This is a genomic window from Anaerococcus provencensis (genome assembly GCF_000312365.2).
Taxonomy (GTDB): domain Bacteria; phylum Bacillota; class Clostridia; order Tissierellales; family Peptoniphilaceae; genus Anaerococcus; species Anaerococcus provencensis.
This window is the reverse complement of record NZ_HG003690.1, coordinates 220,997-236,389: the sequence shown is the minus strand read 5'-3', so window position 1 is coordinate 236,389 and position 15,393 is coordinate 220,997. Positions and strand designations below refer to the sequence as shown.

Annotated in this window: 18 protein-coding genes; 6 read left to right on the top strand and 12 right to left on the bottom strand. The window is 34.3% G+C overall.

Features of this window, described 5'->3' with window-relative positions; all coding sequences use genetic code 11:
- Positions 1-31: 31 nt before the first annotated feature.
- Entirely contained in the window at positions 32-418 is a 387-nt protein-coding gene (locus tag BN38_RS09890; RefSeq protein WP_044567439.1) for a hypothetical protein, read from the bottom strand.
- Positions 419-514: 96 nt separating this feature from the next.
- Between BN38_RS09890 and BN38_RS09885 the strand changes: the two genes are divergently transcribed.
- A complete protein-coding gene (locus BN38_RS09885) occupies positions 515-727 on the top strand; it encodes a DUF1858 domain-containing protein (RefSeq protein ID WP_044567437.1) in 213 nt (70 codons plus the stop codon).
- A 25-nt stretch (positions 728-752) separates the two neighbouring features.
- Here BN38_RS09885 and BN38_RS09880 read toward each other — a convergent pair whose 3' ends face one another.
- From BN38_RS09880 to BN38_RS09870, 3 genes are all read right to left on the bottom strand, one after another.
- Positions 753-1,268 carry an NUDIX hydrolase gene (locus tag BN38_RS09880; protein WP_044567435.1) on the bottom strand — a complete coding sequence of 172 codons (516 nt, stop codon included), beginning with the start codon at positions 1,266-1,268 and terminating at the stop codon, positions 753-755.
- 73 nt (positions 1,269-1,341) lie between these two features.
- Positions 1,342-2,991: a putative manganese-dependent inorganic diphosphatase gene (locus BN38_RS09875; RefSeq protein WP_044567434.1), complete on the bottom strand. Its 1,650-nt coding sequence runs from the start codon at positions 2,989-2,991 to the stop codon at positions 1,342-1,344.
- 9 nt (positions 2,992-3,000) lie between these two features.
- Entirely contained in the window at positions 3,001-4,245 is a 1,245-nt protein-coding gene (locus tag BN38_RS09870) for a hemolysin family protein (RefSeq protein ID WP_044567432.1), read from the bottom strand.
- Between the two features lie 111 nt (positions 4,246-4,356).
- On the opposite strand from BN38_RS09870, the gene BN38_RS09865 reads away from it, so the two are divergent.
- Complete coding sequence (locus BN38_RS09865) at positions 4,357-5,676, top strand: NCS2 family permease (RefSeq protein ID WP_044567430.1); 1,320 nt, start codon at positions 4,357-4,359, stop codon at positions 5,674-5,676.
- Positions 5,677-5,730: 54 nt separating this feature from the next.
- Here the strand turns inward: BN38_RS09865 and BN38_RS09860 are convergent, their stop codons facing one another.
- Together BN38_RS09860 and BN38_RS09855 are read right to left on the bottom strand one after the other, a co-directional pair.
- Positions 5,731-6,027 (bottom strand): MTH1187 family thiamine-binding protein, encoded by a 297-nt coding sequence (locus tag BN38_RS09860; protein ID WP_044567428.1) that lies wholly within the window; start codon positions 6,025-6,027, stop codon positions 5,731-5,733.
- 9 nt (positions 6,028-6,036) lie between these two features.
- Positions 6,037-7,311, bottom strand: coding sequence for a M18 family aminopeptidase (locus tag BN38_RS09855; protein ID WP_044567426.1), 1,275 nt, complete (start codon positions 7,309-7,311; stop codon positions 6,037-6,039).
- Positions 7,312-7,433: 122 nt separating this feature from the next.
- Here BN38_RS09855 and BN38_RS09850 point away from each other — a divergent pair, with 122 nt between their 5' ends.
- Complete coding sequence (locus BN38_RS09850) at positions 7,434-8,009, top strand: xanthine phosphoribosyltransferase (RefSeq protein ID WP_044567424.1); 576 nt, start codon at positions 7,434-7,436, stop codon at positions 8,007-8,009.
- A 23-nt stretch (positions 8,010-8,032) separates the two neighbouring features.
- Here BN38_RS09850 and BN38_RS09845 read toward each other — a convergent pair whose 3' ends face one another.
- Genes BN38_RS09845 through BN38_RS09830 form a run of 4 tightly spaced genes read right to left on the bottom strand, consistent with a single transcriptional unit; the run spans position 8,033 to position 11,909 of the window.
- A complete protein-coding gene (locus BN38_RS09845) occupies positions 8,033-9,139 on the bottom strand; it encodes a Sapep family Mn(2+)-dependent dipeptidase (RefSeq protein WP_044567422.1) in 1,107 nt (368 codons plus the stop codon).
- 2 nt (positions 9,140-9,141) lie between these two features.
- A complete protein-coding gene (locus BN38_RS09840) occupies positions 9,142-10,089 on the bottom strand; it encodes a N(4)-(beta-N-acetylglucosaminyl)-L-asparaginase (RefSeq protein ID WP_044567420.1) in 948 nt (315 codons plus the stop codon).
- A 1-nt stretch (position 10,090) separates the two neighbouring features.
- The gene (locus tag BN38_RS09835; RefSeq protein ID WP_044567418.1) at positions 10,091-10,816 is read right to left on the bottom strand and encodes a copper homeostasis protein CutC; all 726 of its coding nucleotides are present in this window, start codon (positions 10,814-10,816) and stop codon (positions 10,091-10,093) included.
- On the bottom strand, positions 10,806-11,909 hold the full coding sequence (locus BN38_RS09830; protein ID WP_044567416.1) for a DUF871 domain-containing protein: 1,104 nt from the start codon (positions 11,907-11,909) through the stop codon (positions 10,806-10,808). The genes BN38_RS09835 and BN38_RS09830 overlap by 11 nt, the downstream gene beginning before the upstream one ends.
- A gap of 135 nt (positions 11,910-12,044) precedes the next feature.
- On the opposite strand from BN38_RS09830, the gene BN38_RS09825 reads away from it, so the two are divergent.
- Genes BN38_RS09825 through BN38_RS09815 form a run of 3 tightly spaced genes read left to right on the top strand, consistent with a single transcriptional unit; the run spans position 12,045 to position 14,267 of the window.
- Complete coding sequence (locus BN38_RS09825; protein ID WP_044567414.1) at positions 12,045-12,365, top strand: PTS sugar transporter subunit IIB; 321 nt, start codon at positions 12,045-12,047, stop codon at positions 12,363-12,365.
- 16 nt (positions 12,366-12,381) lie between these two features.
- Entirely contained in the window at positions 12,382-13,731 is a 1,350-nt protein-coding gene (locus BN38_RS09820) for a PTS sugar transporter subunit IIC (RefSeq protein WP_044567413.1), read from the top strand.
- 8 nt (positions 13,732-13,739) lie between these two features.
- Complete coding sequence (locus tag BN38_RS09815) at positions 13,740-14,267, top strand: GrdB-related putative oxidoreductase (RefSeq protein ID WP_044567411.1); 528 nt, start codon at positions 13,740-13,742, stop codon at positions 14,265-14,267.
- 59 nt (positions 14,268-14,326) lie between these two features.
- On the opposite strand, the gene BN38_RS09810 is transcribed toward BN38_RS09815, so the two are convergent.
- Both BN38_RS09810 and BN38_RS11470 read right to left on the bottom strand, forming a co-directional pair.
- Complete coding sequence (locus BN38_RS09810) at positions 14,327-14,782, bottom strand: membrane lipoprotein lipid attachment site-containing protein (protein WP_044567409.1); 456 nt, start codon at positions 14,780-14,782, stop codon at positions 14,327-14,329.
- 236 nt (positions 14,783-15,018) lie between these two features.
- Positions 15,019-15,225 (bottom strand): transposase, encoded by a 207-nt coding sequence (locus tag BN38_RS11470; protein WP_084593760.1) that lies wholly within the window; start codon positions 15,223-15,225, stop codon positions 15,019-15,021.
- Positions 15,226-15,393 lie beyond the last annotated feature (168 nt).

Here is a 15,393-nt window from a genome sequence, read left to right as displayed (position 1 = left end):
GACTAACTGCTAATATTATACTAAGCCTAGGTTAATTTTCAATTAATTTACTTTCTATCTCAGCCATCCTCTTAGATTTTTTTACAAGAAGCTTTTGTATGGCAATCCTCTCTACTATATATTTTTCTTTATTTTCCTTAATCTTTTTTTGCGAAAGTTTGCTTGTGATAAAAAGGCTTATGGCAAATACAAAAAATATGATGCCAACTAAGCCGTTATTTTCACCAAAAAAATTAATCTTACTTACTAACAATCCAACTAGAATTGTAATTATTATAGGAGGAGTAACTACCTTATAAAAAGCAACTGAATTTCCAGAATTTGCTACAGCATCATTTGCTATCTTTAGATCCCCTCTTAACTTTAATATGTCCTTTGTAATATCTTCTTTTTCTCTTAATAATTCTTCTTTTCCCATCATTCCTCCATAAAAAACAAAGCTCAATCCCTAGTCAAGTACTTGTATTTGCTCCAAATTTGGAGTAACATAGTCTTATGAAAAGGGGGCGCTTAAATGAAAAATACTAATACAACTGGCACAGTTGAAATCACCCGCGATATGCTTATAGGTGAGATTATCCAAGCTAAGCCAGAAACTATAAATACACTACTAATGGCCGGTATGGGATGCATAGCTTGCCCATCTTCACTATATGAAACATTGGAGGAAGCTTGCATGGTTCACGGTATGGACTGTGAATACCTACTTGACCAATTAAATAGATAAACTCGAAGTTTTAACTTCGAGTTTTTTATATTTCTACATATCTATTGTCTTTGCTTATATCAAACAAAAATCTTATGAAACTTTCCTTATATCTTACGAATTTTTCCTCTCTTCTAAGCTTGATCACTTCGTCAAGGCTTGCCCGCTTGGCATCTGATACTTCTTCTGCCTGTAAGCTTAGAGTATCTAGGTCTACATCTTTATTGATTACATAAAAGTCATCAAAGCCCATAGGAAAATTTGCCGTTACTAGGGGTCTTATATTTTTGAAATCTATATCTAGACCTAACTCTTCAAAAAGCTCTCTTTGAGCCCCCATTTGTGAAGATTCATGTGTTGATACTGCTCCTCCACAAGTCACATCCCAAAGGCCAGGCATCTTTTTATTTAGGGTTCTTTGTTGGATTAATAGCTGACCAAGTTTGTTAAATATACAAACATGAACTACCATCCTATAAAAGCCCTTTGGTTGAGCAGAACCTCTTATATAAGTTTTATCAGTTTTTTGCCTATTCTCATCGTATAAATCCATTATCTCCATGACATCACTCCTAGAGTATTATTACCCAATTAGTCTAATATATAAAATAATCCTAGCCGAAGCTAGGAGAATTTTAATTATTATTGGTCATTGCATTTGTTAGTCTAGGTATTACTTGTTTTTTACGGCTTAAAACTCCAGGAGCTGATATAGTTCCATTTGTTACCTTGTGACCAAACTCTTCTTCAATATCCTCAATGTGCTTACCTACAACAAGTAGTTCGCTTGTTTCATTGAATATATCTGTTAAAACTAGAACAAAGGTTGATTCGCCATTTTTGTGAATTTTTTCTTCCATAAGTCCCACTATCTCATCTCTTAAAGGTTCTAGTTCTTCTGGATTCATGGTCATCACTTGGCCAACTCTGACATTTTCACCACTAATTGTGAAAGTTTTTACATCACCTTCAACTATATCTTTTGGAGATTTTTCTTTTAAAGAAGTACCTGCCTTAAACATTTGATTTGCAAAGTCTTCTACGTCAATATCAGCAATCTTGCTCATTCTGTCTACCATACGTCTATCGACATCGGTTGTTGTAGGTGACCTAAATAGCAGGGTATCTGATATGATTGCCGCACATAGGATGCCAGCTATTTCCTTGCTTGGTCTAAGACCACTTTCTAGATACATTTCTGAAACAATAGTTGCTGTTGAACCAACTGGTTCAGCTCTGAAGAATAAAGGTGCTGTTGTAGATATATTTGCTACTCTGTGGTGGTCTATAATTTCAATTATTTCTGCTTGATCAATATCATCTACTGATTGGTTTTTCTCGTTGTGGTCAACTAAAATTAGTTTTTTCATCTTTGATGAGATGAGGTGGTATCTAGAAATTGATCCTACAACTTTTTTGTTGCTATCAACAACAGGATATGATCTAAATCTAGATTTTCCCATGACTTCCCTTACTTGGTCTATGGTGTCATTTTCAGAGAAATATATCAAATCTCCTGTAGTCATAACATGGCCAACTGGTATTGTCATAGGTAATAGACGAGAGGTCATAAAGGTATTAAATTCTGTGGATAGGATTGTTACATTATTGTTATATGCATAGTCCTTGAGGTCTTCATCCATAGTAGAACCATTTGTAAGAATGATTAGAGAAGCCTTCCTTGCGATTAGATACTCTACATAATCTGTTCTGTTTCCTAGAATAACAATTTCGCCTTCACCAAAGTATGAATCAAAGTCTGGATCATCGTCATTCATGGCCATGACTGTCATCTTTCCATCTAATTTGCTTGGATTTTTTGGCATTACAATTGGCTTTGCTTTCAAAACATCTATGATATTTTCAATTGGTGTGTTTGCTCTGCCGATTATCTGGTCATCCCACACATCCATATATGATTTGGTGATATTTGAAAGTGAAGCTATACCAATCAATTTTCCATTATCGTCAATTACTGATAAAGAGTGAGTAAGTCCTTCTTGGAAGATGTTCCAAGCAGTTCTCACAGGGATTGATGGATCTATAGCAAAGGACTTATCAATGTTTATATCCTTTACTTGTAAAAGCATAGATTCTTTAAGAAGAGGAGCTTCTAGTCCAAAATAATTTAGGACAAATTTGGTTTCTGGATTAAGCTTTCCTAATCTAATAGGAATAGCATGCACATCTCCTTGCCTATTCTTTAGATCTGCATAGGCAAGACTTGCTACGATTGTATCAGTGTCTGGATTCTTGTGTCCGGTGATGTATACAGTTTCTTTCATCTTCTCTCCTTAAATAAACTCAACTTTTAACATTTCGATTTTGTATCTGTCAACCTTATCCACTATTATATTTATATTATCAACATTAACCATATCCCCTTCAACAGGAATTCTCGATAGGTGGTCTATAACATAGCCCCCTATGGAGTCATTTTTGATCTCTTGAATATCCAAGTTAAAATAAGCGTTAAAATCGCTCAAGTGTAGGGATGGTTTTACTAGGTAGGTATTTTCATTTACCTTAAAAATATCTTTGTCATCTGTATCATACTCGTCGTCAATTTCTCCAACTAGCTCCTCAACAATATCTTCAATTGATACAAGTCCACTTGTGCCTCCATACTCGTCAATAACAACGGCAAGCGATACATTTTCACTTCTCATATTTGTAAATAGGTCAAATATGTGCATATTGTCATAGACATAAAAGGCTGGTCTTACAATTTCTGCAAGATCTAAATCTTTTCCTTCAGCAATGGCAGAAACAATATCCTTCATATGTAAGATACCTATAATATTGTCAATATTTTTACCATAGACAGGTATTCTTGAATGATTGGTGTTTTTTAATAATTCCTTTAGCTCATCTTCAGTACAATCAAGAGATATAGCTTCCATATTAGTCCTTGGAGTCATGATATCTGACACGTCAGAATTACCGAACTCAAAGACATTATTTATCATTTCACTTTCTTCGTTATTGATGACACCCTGCTCTTCAGAAACATCAACTATGGTTTTCAAATCTTCTTCTGTAACTATGCTAGTTTCTTCCTTCTCCCCAATAAGGGCCTTTGAAATAGCTCCTGTAATCTTTCCTAGAATAAAATTAATTGGTTTTAAAATAATATCACAAAATCTTATTGGCCTAGCTACCCTTAAGGCCAGCTCTTCGCTATTTGCTGTTGCTATATTTTTTGGTGTTACTTCGCCAAATATAAGTACAACAATCGTAAGAATAATTGGTGAAATAACTGCTCCGCGAGCTCCCATGACCTCAGTAAAAAAAATAGTCGCAACTGTTGTAGTTACAATATTTACTATATTATTGCCTATAAGTATTGTCGTTAGAACAGAGCCTATATTATCCACTAATTTTTTCACTAAAGGAGCCTTGGCAACCCCGTTTTTTTCCATTTGTCTAATTTTAAATATATTTACACTTGTAAGTGCTGTCTCAGATGATGAGAAAAATGCCGATAAAAAAATTCCAATTATTATTACTATTAATCGGATTATATTTGTAGTACTCATATATCCTCCTAGGGATATTATAATGTATGACCCTTAAAAAATAAAGAACTTTAGCGAATTTTAATTTATTGCGTATAATACCCTTGTATCACAAAATATTAGGAGGAAATAATGGCACTCGAATCGTTTAACGAACGTAGATTCAAACTACGTGAACATGGTACAGATACTCGTACAGAAATTATGGCCGGCATAACTACATTTATGACAATGTCCTACATCCTAGCTGTAAACCCAGCAATCCTTTCAGACGCGGGAATGGATGGAGGAGCGGTATTTACTGCAACAATCCTTGCATCAATCATAGCAATGCTTTGCATGGCATTTTATGCTAATATGCCTTTTGGCCTATCAGCAGGCATGGGATTAAATGCGTTTTTTGCTTATACTGTAGTAAGCCAAATGGGCATGAGTTGGCAATTTGCACTAACAGCAGTATTTCTTGAAGGACTTATATTTATAATTTTATCATTCACCGGCATACGCGAATCACTATTTAATGCTATCCCACTAAATCTTAAAAAAGCAGTATCAGTTGCTATAGGACTATTTATAGCCCTAATAGGTTTGATAAACGCTGGTATTGTTGGAGTAGGAGAAATCTCTCTAGAGCTTTCAAACATAGCATCTGCTGAAGGTTTTGTATTCTTTTTTGCACTTATCGTAATGGTAGTACTTACAGCAAGAGGTGTTAAAGGCGCCCTATTATGGGGAATCTTAGCTTCAACTATAGTAGGACTTATCACAGGAGTAACACATTTCCCAGAAGGAAATACTATCATGTCCCTACCACCAACAATAAAACCAATAGCATTTCAGTTAGACTTTTCTAACATTTTTTCTTTTGAAATGTTCTCAGTTTTATTTTCATTTTTATTTGTAGATATCTTTGATACCCTAGGAACTCTAACAGGAGTTGCTACAAAAGCAAAAATGCTTGATAAAGACGGTAATCTGCCTGATGGATCAAAGGCCTTATTAGCAGATGCAGTAGGTACAACATTAGGTGCCTTACTAGGAACATCAACAATTACAACCTTTGTAGAATCATCTGCTGGTGTAGCAGAAGGTGGAAGAACTGGTCTTACTGCCTTATCAACAGCAGTATGCTTTGCAATTGCAGCATTTTTCTTCCCACTATTTTCTATAATCCCAGCTCAAGCAACAGCAGCAGCTCTAGTAGTAGTAGGATTATTTATGTTATCAACTGTAGTAGAAATTAACTTCTCAGACATTACAGAAGCTTTCCCAGCATTCATGACCATACTAATGATGCCTGCAACATATTCTATAGCTGAAGGCATATCATTTGGAATGATATCATATGCAGGAATCAAACTATTAACAGGTCGCGGCAAAGAAGTAAGTCCACTTGTATATGGTCTTGCAGTAATATTTTTACTAAGATATATAGTTCCAGTTTTCTTATAAGAGCAAAAAATGCGCAAAAAAAGATTGCCACAAAATTACGGCAATCTTTTTAATTTACATTTTTTCATTAACAGATTTGATTTTTTCTTCCATATGAGCTTCTTTGTCTCTCCTGTCATCCATCTTAATAACAGAATAAACTCTCTTAGCTCCTGCATCAAAGACTTCTTCTTGCATTTGTCTAACCACTTTTAATAATTCGTCTGGGTCTCCTTCAAGAACTGTGCCCATAGGGTTTAACTCATGCTTTATCCCAGATTCTTTGAGCATTTTACTAGCAGCTGCTACATATTTACTCACAGATGTAGACTCAGTTCCAATTGGTACCAATGTTAATTCAAGTATAGCCATTTCTTCTCCTTAAATATTTGTTTCGTAGAATGCCTTATAAATCTTATAGGCATCGTAGTGATCTTCTATGCCACCTAGTTCTCTTATGGAGTGCATGGCAAGTATTGGTTCTCCTACATCTATTGATACTATTCCAAGGCCAGTTGATGCTATTGGTCCTATTGTTGATCCACCTTGCTTGTCATTTCTGTTGTGGAATTTTTGAATATTAGATCCTATAGAGCTTGCTAGGTCTATTAGTCTTGCATTGGATGCTATGTTTGATGAATAAGCACCATTTGCTGCAGTTTTTATTACAAGTCCACCATTCATTTTGATAGGATTTGTTGGGTCATGGTATTCTTTGAAGTTTGGGTGAACCGCATGGGCTTGATCTGCAGAAATGAGGTATGAGTTAGCTAGTGCTATATAGAAATCTTCCTCATCTAGACCGCATTTTTCGCACAATCTTTTTAGTGTATCTCTTAAAAATGGTGAGAAAGCACCAGTTGGGGTCCTAGATCCTATTTCTTCGTTGTCGTTTAGTACTAATACATTGTTTTTATTAGCCTCACTATCGCATATGGCCATAAGTGATGCATGGACAGAACCTAGGTTATCTATACGTCCAATTTGGTACATATTGTTGATGATTGTACCTTTTTGTCTATCATATAGACCTAGGTCAAAGTCTAATATAGAGTCTTTATCTATATCCAACTCTTCTGCCAATAATTTTTCCAAGTATCCACCTTCAAAGTTTTCTTCTATTGTTTGAATTATTGGATAGAGATGGTTTTGTGGATTGATTTCAAAACCCTTGTTTACTTCTCTATTCATATGGATGGCAGCATTTGGTATGGTTAATAAGTCCTTGTCAAAGTTTACAAGCTTAGTTTTAATCGCCCCATCTTCTTTGTAGGATACTTTACCAGCCAAGGATAGGGTTCGGTCGGTCCATGTTGAATAAATCATACCACCGTAAGGTTCGATATTTACCTTTAGATAGCCGGAATCTGTCATCTCAGAATTAGATTTTAGCTTAAAAGTAGGACTATCGGTATGAGATCCAATGATATCAAAACCTTTTTTTAGATCATCTCCTACAGTGAAAGCGATTAGAGCTGTGTCATTGCGACTTACATAGTAATTACTATTTTTTTCTACCTCCCACTTTTCGTTTTCTTTTAGCTCTTTAAATCCATTTTCATTTAAGATATTTTTCGCATTTTCTACTGCAAAATAATTCAAGGGACTTCTGTCAATAAAATTAATTAAATCTTTACAAAATTCTAAACTGTTCATATTTATATCTTACCCATTTTCAGAACTTGGTCCTAATATAAGCAAATCAACCTTTGACTATTTTTCTTTTAGTCTTATAATATTAATAATAAGTTTTACATAAATTAGATGAAGGAGTTAAGATGAAAGAATTACAAGATAAAATTCTAGAAGAAGGCGTTGTTCTGGGCCATGATATATTAAAAGTAGATTCATTTTTAAATCAACAAATAGATGTAGAATTGATTTCTAAGATGGGCAAGGAATTTGCTGAACATTTTAAAGATAAAAAAATCGATAAAGTCTTTACTGTAGAATCTTCCGGTATAGCACCAGCCCTTGCAACAGCAAGCGAGCTAGGTGTTAAATGTGTTTTTGGCAGAAAAAAACAATCTCTAACAACCAGCGAAGAAGTTTACCACTCAAGTGTATTTTCATTTACTAAGCAAGTTATGAATGAGCTTATTGTAAATAAGGAGTTCATAAATGAAGGTGAAAATGTACTAATGATCGACGACTTCCTTGCCAATGGCCAAGCTGCAAAAGGAATGATTGCAATAATCAGACAAGCTGGTGCAAATCCAGTAGGATGTGGCATAGTTATAGAAAAATCTTTCTCAAATGGACGTTCAATCATCGAGGATATGGGAGTTGAAGTTTATTCCCTAGCAAGAATAAAAAGCCTTTCAAAAGACGGTATAGAATTTAAAGAAGACTAAAAGCTAGTGGGTTAATTTAACCCCTAGCTTTTTAATTTATCCAACCTATAAATCCCAATAGCGTATATCTTTGCCATATCTAGCAAATCATCTATGTCTATCCACTCATCTGGCAAATGGGCTATGCCATTTTGCCCTGGAAATGATGGGCCAAATCCTATTACATTTGGGCAATAGTGGGCATAGGTCATGCCTGTTGTTGTATTTGGACTGATATTATCGCCAGTATAATCGTTATAGACTTGGTTTAGTCTTGATACTAAAAGAGAGTCTCTTGATTTTCTCGCGGGCCCATAATATTTTACCAATTTGACATTTATATCCTTGGCTTTATCTTCTATTTTCTTTGTCAAATCATCTATTTCTATTTCTGGTGTAGATAGAACTAATCTTATGGAAGAATCATTTTTTTCTGCAAGTTTTACAATTATTTGACCAAAGGTCCCATCTTCAAAATCTAAGTCCAATTTTTCTTTGATTTTGTCTTTATCACTTAGGAAATCTTCATAAAATGGATTTAAAGCATCTCCTGTGATTTCAAATTCTGCTCTTCCTCTTTCTGCAAAGATTGCCGGGAATTTGTTGTCTGGAACAAAGCCCATTAATGGTGGCTTTTCGTTTTCAAGGTAATACTTTAGGTCATTCATACCAGATTCTTCATCGGAACCAAAAACCATTCTAACTTGATGATTAAATGTATATCCTAGGTTCTTAAGGGCAAGCAAGGCATAAAAGGCTGCCATAGACGGTCCCTTATTATCCAAGGCACCCCTACCATAAATCCTATTATCTATGATAGTTCCCTCAAAAGGCGGATAAGCCCATTTATCTTTATTACCTGCTTCAACAACATCTAAGTGACCAAAAATTCCAATATATTCATCACTAATCCCAAGATAACTATAGGCCATATGATTGCCTACAAAATGAGTTTCAAGGCCCTCTCTTTTTGAAATTTCCATAGCTTTTTCCAGAGCCTTCTTAGGATATGGTCCATAGGGAGCATCTTTCTTAGCTTCTCCTTTTACACTTGGAATTTCTATGAGACTTATAATATCATCTATCAAATTGTCTCTTAATCTATCGATTTCACCTATTAATTTATTTTCAAATTCACTTAAATCTTTCATAGTCACCTTCTAGTCGACATATAATTTTCAAACCAATCTTCGCTTGCTTTTTCTATCCTTGTTTTACCATCGATGTTTTTGGCAAGATAAATTGTAGGCTTTTGATTTTCTGATGCGTAGACAAAAGAAAATTCCTTGGTATTGGTTGCCGCCCCCATATTTCCATTCCTATCTATGGCTATGATAGATAAATCAGAAATATCTCTCTTGGCTTTTAGTTTCTTATCAATCTCTTCCATAGCCTTATTGCAAGCTTCGTAAGCATCTAGGCCATCTTTCATATTCCTTACTACTTCATAGCTTATTAGATGTCTCATAAGGTCTTCGCCCATACCAGTTGCAGCACAAGCTCCATACTCACTATTTGCATAAAAACCAGAGCCTACTAGAGGACTATCTCCTACCCTACCAGGATGTTTCATAAAAAGTCCTGAAGTTGAAGTTCCAACAGAGATATTATTACTATCATCTAGGGCACAAACACAAACCGTATCAGCCGCATCATAATCAGACCCATCGTAGGCTGATAGCTTTGCCCTGTCTTCCTTGAGTCTGGCAAAATACTTGTCCTTGGCCCTATCTGTAAGCATATTGCATCTCTCAAAACCATTTTGATCTGCATATGCTTCTGCTCCAATACCAGCCAAGATATTATTGTAATTCTCTTTTGAAAGCTTTATGGCAAGATCTATGGGGTTTTTGATATTTTTCACAGCCATGACGGCTCCTATATCAAAAGTATCTCCATCCATAAAACCAGCATCTAATTCAACTTCCATATTTCTATTTGGCAATCCTCCATAGCCTACCGATTTGAAATATGGATTGTCCTCCACATCATTTATTGCTATTTTAATAGCTTCTTTACTAGTCGCACCTTCCTTAAGAAGATTATTTGCTTTATCCAGGCCATTTTTTACCATGGCCCAAGTTCCAATTATTGCCCACATATCAGCCTCCTATTTGATCCAAAACTTTTCTAGCTTCTTTTACCTTGTCAAAACTTGTCACATATTTACCCTTGGAAGGTATTTCTAGGTCGGATTTATAAGTGATATTGGATTCTTTTTTAACCTTGGCAGACATATGGAAATTTGATATCTTGGTCTTTTCATAAATCTCTCTTATATTGCAAGCATCTACTCCAGATCCAGCCATAATTTCGATTTTATCTCCGTATTCTTCTTGGATAAGGGAAATCAAGTCTATGCCTTCAAGAGCTGTTGATTTTTTACCAGAAGTTAATATTCTAATAATTCCCATGTCAATTAATTGGTCAATCACTTGGTCTCCATCTTTTGAGTAATCAAAGGCTCTATGCAAGACTAGAGGGTATGGTTTGGCTAGCTCTACTATTTCTCTAAGTAGGTTCAAATCTAAGTGTCCATCTCCCTTTATAGCTCCAAAAACAAAGCCATCTATTGGATATTTTTTGTAGGCTTTGACTGCTTCTTTTACTTGTTCTACTTCCTTTTCATCATAGGTAAAATCTCCATCTCGTGGTCTTAGCATTACAAATTTTTCTATTTTTTCATTATTACAGGCATAGGAAACAAGACCCAGGTCCGGACTTAATCCATCAGCAAATAAAGCCGAACAAATCTCAACTCTATCAGCTCCTCCAGCTACTGCATTGTCAAAGGATTCTAGTGAATCTATACATATCTCAAGTTTCATCTGCTAACCTCAATCCGAATCTTTGCCATGGTTTTAGGAAATCGATTATAAAAATTTCATCTTCTACTATATGACCAACAACATTAGTAAGACCATTATTTATCATATCCTTTTTTGCTATTTGTAGCTCCCCTGTGTAGTGGCCATATCCATTGCCATCAATCAGTATATCTCCCTTTTTGATTAATTCTGGAGTATTTACTTGTAGGAAGTCACTGCCCTTGTACTTAACCCTAGATTGTGATGATCGTATGAGATGGTCAGATACATCTCCCCTGTATAAATGTTCTTCCTCAAGAACTATTTTTTTCATCAAATCAGTGATCTTATCTTCCAACTTGACATTAAAAACTACTTTTGTTAAATCTACATTTGATAATTTTTCAAGCTCATCAGCACTAGCATAGGAATTCGAAATCAATATATCGTCAATATTATCCATGGCAACATAATGCTTTAACTGAACATCTATAGGAAGATTTCTGTGCATTTCTAGGGTTGGTAGCTTATCATCTACAGGCCATGGTCCAAAGGCTTCTTTGTTTTGGCTAGTTATAAAGGCTGCTGTTCTTAGTTTATACTGGTTGAACTTTTCTGTTGTCTTGTAGAAAAAATCAAGAGAAAGTCCCGTGTAATTGTGGGGGTAAAAGTTATGGCAGCCTATCAAATTGTATTTATTTGGCTGATAGTCCATGATTGCATCAATCATATGGTTATCAATGCTCATATTTATTTCCACCTTAAGATTCTGATCATTATGGGTCATGGAAGCTTCTGGGAATCCATTAAAGCCACCATCAAGCCTAATCCCATCTACATATATTTCATTAAAAAAAGAATAGTCACCTGCCTTGACTCCAAGTTTGTCAAATACTGCTGGATTGACATCAACTATAATCTCATAGCCAAGGTCCTTGGCAAATTTATTAATCTCAACAAATTTATCTTTTCTCTTCTTATCTTCTAAATCATCAAATTCTATCAATGATGAGAAAATCCTTCTAAAACCCTTGCTATAGGCAAGTTTCAAATACTCTTCCAGTTTATTGGTATCAGATTTATCTGGATATATGGATATGCCCAAACGTCTCATTTTATAATCTCCTTTTAAGTTCCTATTTTATATTTACCCTGAATATATATTTATAATATTATAAAGTTGGACTCTGGTAAAGTATTCAATAATAGTTTATAATAATATTAAATATTCATAAATGGAGGAGTAGTAATGAAAAGGTTTTATTTATTTTGTAGTGCAGGTATGTCTACTAGTTTATTAGCTAGTAAGATAGATAAGATAGCCAAGGAAAATAATATAGATATAGAAGTTAAAGCTTTTCCAGAGGCTAAGCTTGATGAAATTGTAGCATCTCTTAATCCGGATGAGATTTTGTTAGGACCACAGGTTCGCCATATAGAGGGTAAGGTCAAAGAGAAATATGGCAAAGATGTTCCAGTTATGGTGATTGATACTGTAGATTATGGAAATATGAATGGTGAGCGTGTACTAAAAAAAGCAATAATTGAATACAAGAATTTCAAAAAATAATTTATAGAGGTATTTTATGGAGAGATTAGAAAAAACTATGACCCCCATAGCTGATTGGCTTACTAGAAATAAGATTCTATCAGCTATTAGAGATGGTTTCATAATTACAACACCAATTGTTATAATAGGTTCATTTTTCTTACTTATTTCTAACTTCCCTATACCTGGTTATAATGAATTTATGGCTGGTATTTTTGGGGAAAACTGGACTTTTAACTTAGATAAGGTATCAACTGTAGCTTTTAGCTGTATATCAGTTATGGCTGCTCTTGGCATAGGATATTCTTATGCAAGAGAGCTAAAGCAGACAAATAGGATTTTACCAGCATTTACAGCTCTAGTGTGCTTTTTTATACTAGCACCACAATCACATCCAGATTTTGTAAATGCTGACGGCAATGCTTTTTCAGGTTTTTCATTTACTCATATGGGCACCCAAGGTATATTTTTGGCTATGGTAGTAGCTCTTGTTTCTGTAAGAGTTTATTCATTTGCCATGGATAAAAAACTAACTATAAAACTTCCTGATGGTGTGCCGCCAGCTGTAATGGAGTCATTTGAAGCACTTATACCTGCTGGTTTTGCTATGGTTCTTGCATTTATTACCAATATAGTTATTGGAATGACTTCTTATGAAACATTGCATAACTTTATTTATAGTATTTTACAAGCACCACTTGTAAATCTAGGAAGACTAAAATTGTTTGAAATTGTATACCAATTTTTATCATCTTTATTTTGGTTTTTTGGTATCAATGGACCTGCGGTTACAAACACAATCTTTGCACCAATTCATAAGGCACTAACTCTTGAAAATTATGAAGCTTTCCAAGCCGGTCTTGAAATGACCAATGTATTTACTCAAGGATTCTCTGACTTCTTTGGTAACTTTGGCGGTGGAGGCTCAACACTTGGACTAGTTATAATGATGTCATTTATGGCAAAATCTGAAAGAATGCGAACCCTTGGAAAATTATCACTTCCTGCTGGCATATTTGGAATAAATGAACCAATTATATTTGGTCTTCCAATAGTTCTAAACCCAGTAATGCTAATACCTTTCTTACTTTGCCCAATACTAAATATAGTAGTTGCTATGATTGCTACCAACGTAGGCTTTATACCAATAACGTCAGGAATGCAGTTGCCGTGGACAACGCCAATACTTTTTTCTGGATTCTTGATAACAGGATCGGTCAATGCAGTAATCCTGCAATTTTTGATGCTTTTGATGAATATGGCTGTATATTATCCATTCTTTAGGATTTTAGACAAGCAATTCCTAGCCGAAGAAAATAGCAAGGTAGAAGATATAGATGAAATAGACGAATTATCCTTTGATGATTTGGACATAGATGATTTATAGGATTTAATATGAGAGTAGTATTAATATTTGATCAAGGTTTGGCAGGAGCTGGCGGTAAATCAAACCCCATGGCTCCTCTCAAAGCCGAAAAAGGTGGTATAGGTTCATACCTTATGCTAAAGCCTCATTTGGATGAAGTATGCGCCGAAGTTCTGGCAACTTTATATTGTGGAAATGAATACTATCTTGCCAACAAAAAAGAAGTTATATTAAAGATGGCTGCAATGGTTAAAAAACTAAACCCCGATATAGTAATTTGTGGTCCTTGCTTTAATTACCTAGACTACGGTCAAATGAGCGCAAATATTGCAAAAGTAATAAAAGAAAAGACAGATATCGGTGCAGTTGCAATGATGTCTAGTGAAAATAGCGACACAATAGAAAAATTTAAAAACGATATTCCAATAATTAAAATGCCCAAAAAAGGTGGTACAGGCCTAAATGAAAGCTTTGATCATCTGATTAAATGGATGAAATATTATTATAGCAATAATTCGGACCTTAAAGAATTGGAAAGTGAGATTTGCTATAATTAAGATAAACTGGTGGATAATAGATATTCTGTCATCTACCAGTTTTTTCATAAAATCATTTATTAATTCTCCACAATATCTTTTATTTGAGAAATCAAATCATCATCAGATAGTAGGGTCGGGTTATCATATTTGCCAAGCTTATCATAAAAAGTATAGTGAAATTTATTTGTAGACTCATCTCTTATAGAGTCATACATATAAATACTTTCCTCCCTATCCTTATTTTTAAAATTTATAATAAGACTATTAGCATCTGGGATGGATGCATATGAATATGACTCGTCTACTACTTGGCATTTTGCCAAAAGGCCAACTATCTTTTTTGTCTTTTCTTTGTCATCAACACTAGAAAAGATTTCTTTATCTATCATTTCTTCTTCGTCAGTTATTGTAGAAACTGTCAAATCTTCAAAATTATAAACTTCTCCTGTAGCAAATTTAATTTCGTAGCTTTCATCTTTATTACAAGCACTTAGTAAAAATAAAGAAATTAGCATAAGAATAATTTTTTTCATAGAAACCTCCATTTACTTCTTGTTTTTTATAATATACTAATCTTCCTAGTAAGTCAATACACAAAAAAGGTGGTGTTGCAGAATAGGAAAATCTATTCTGCTCATCACTTTTTTTATTGTATATTTATATCAAGCCATAATATTCTGTACAGTTTTTAAACATGAGGATAAATTTTTCCACATTTTCTTTAAAATTAGGCTCAAGTAATAGAGCTCCTCATTTTAATATTTTTTTCTTAGGCAGCTTTATATTTTATGATTTCTAAGTTTCTTTTTTCTATTTTTGATGATAATTTGTTTAAGTTTAGTGCCATTGATAATAGGCATATTTCACTTATTATATTTGCTTTTCCTCTGTGGTGGAATCTATTGTAGTTTAGTCCTGATTTTATTTTGGAAAATGCTCCTTCGGATTGGATTGATCTGTTTAATCTTTCTTCTATTCATTGGGCTGATCTTATGTTTTCTAAGGATTCTTTTCTATATTTTTGGAATGTTTCTGATATGTAGATTCCTTTGGTTTTTTTACCATCTTTGTTCCAGTCGAAACACCTGTAGACTTTAGTTGTTGTTACATATCCGCTTTTTCTTTTTCTATATCTATCTTTACA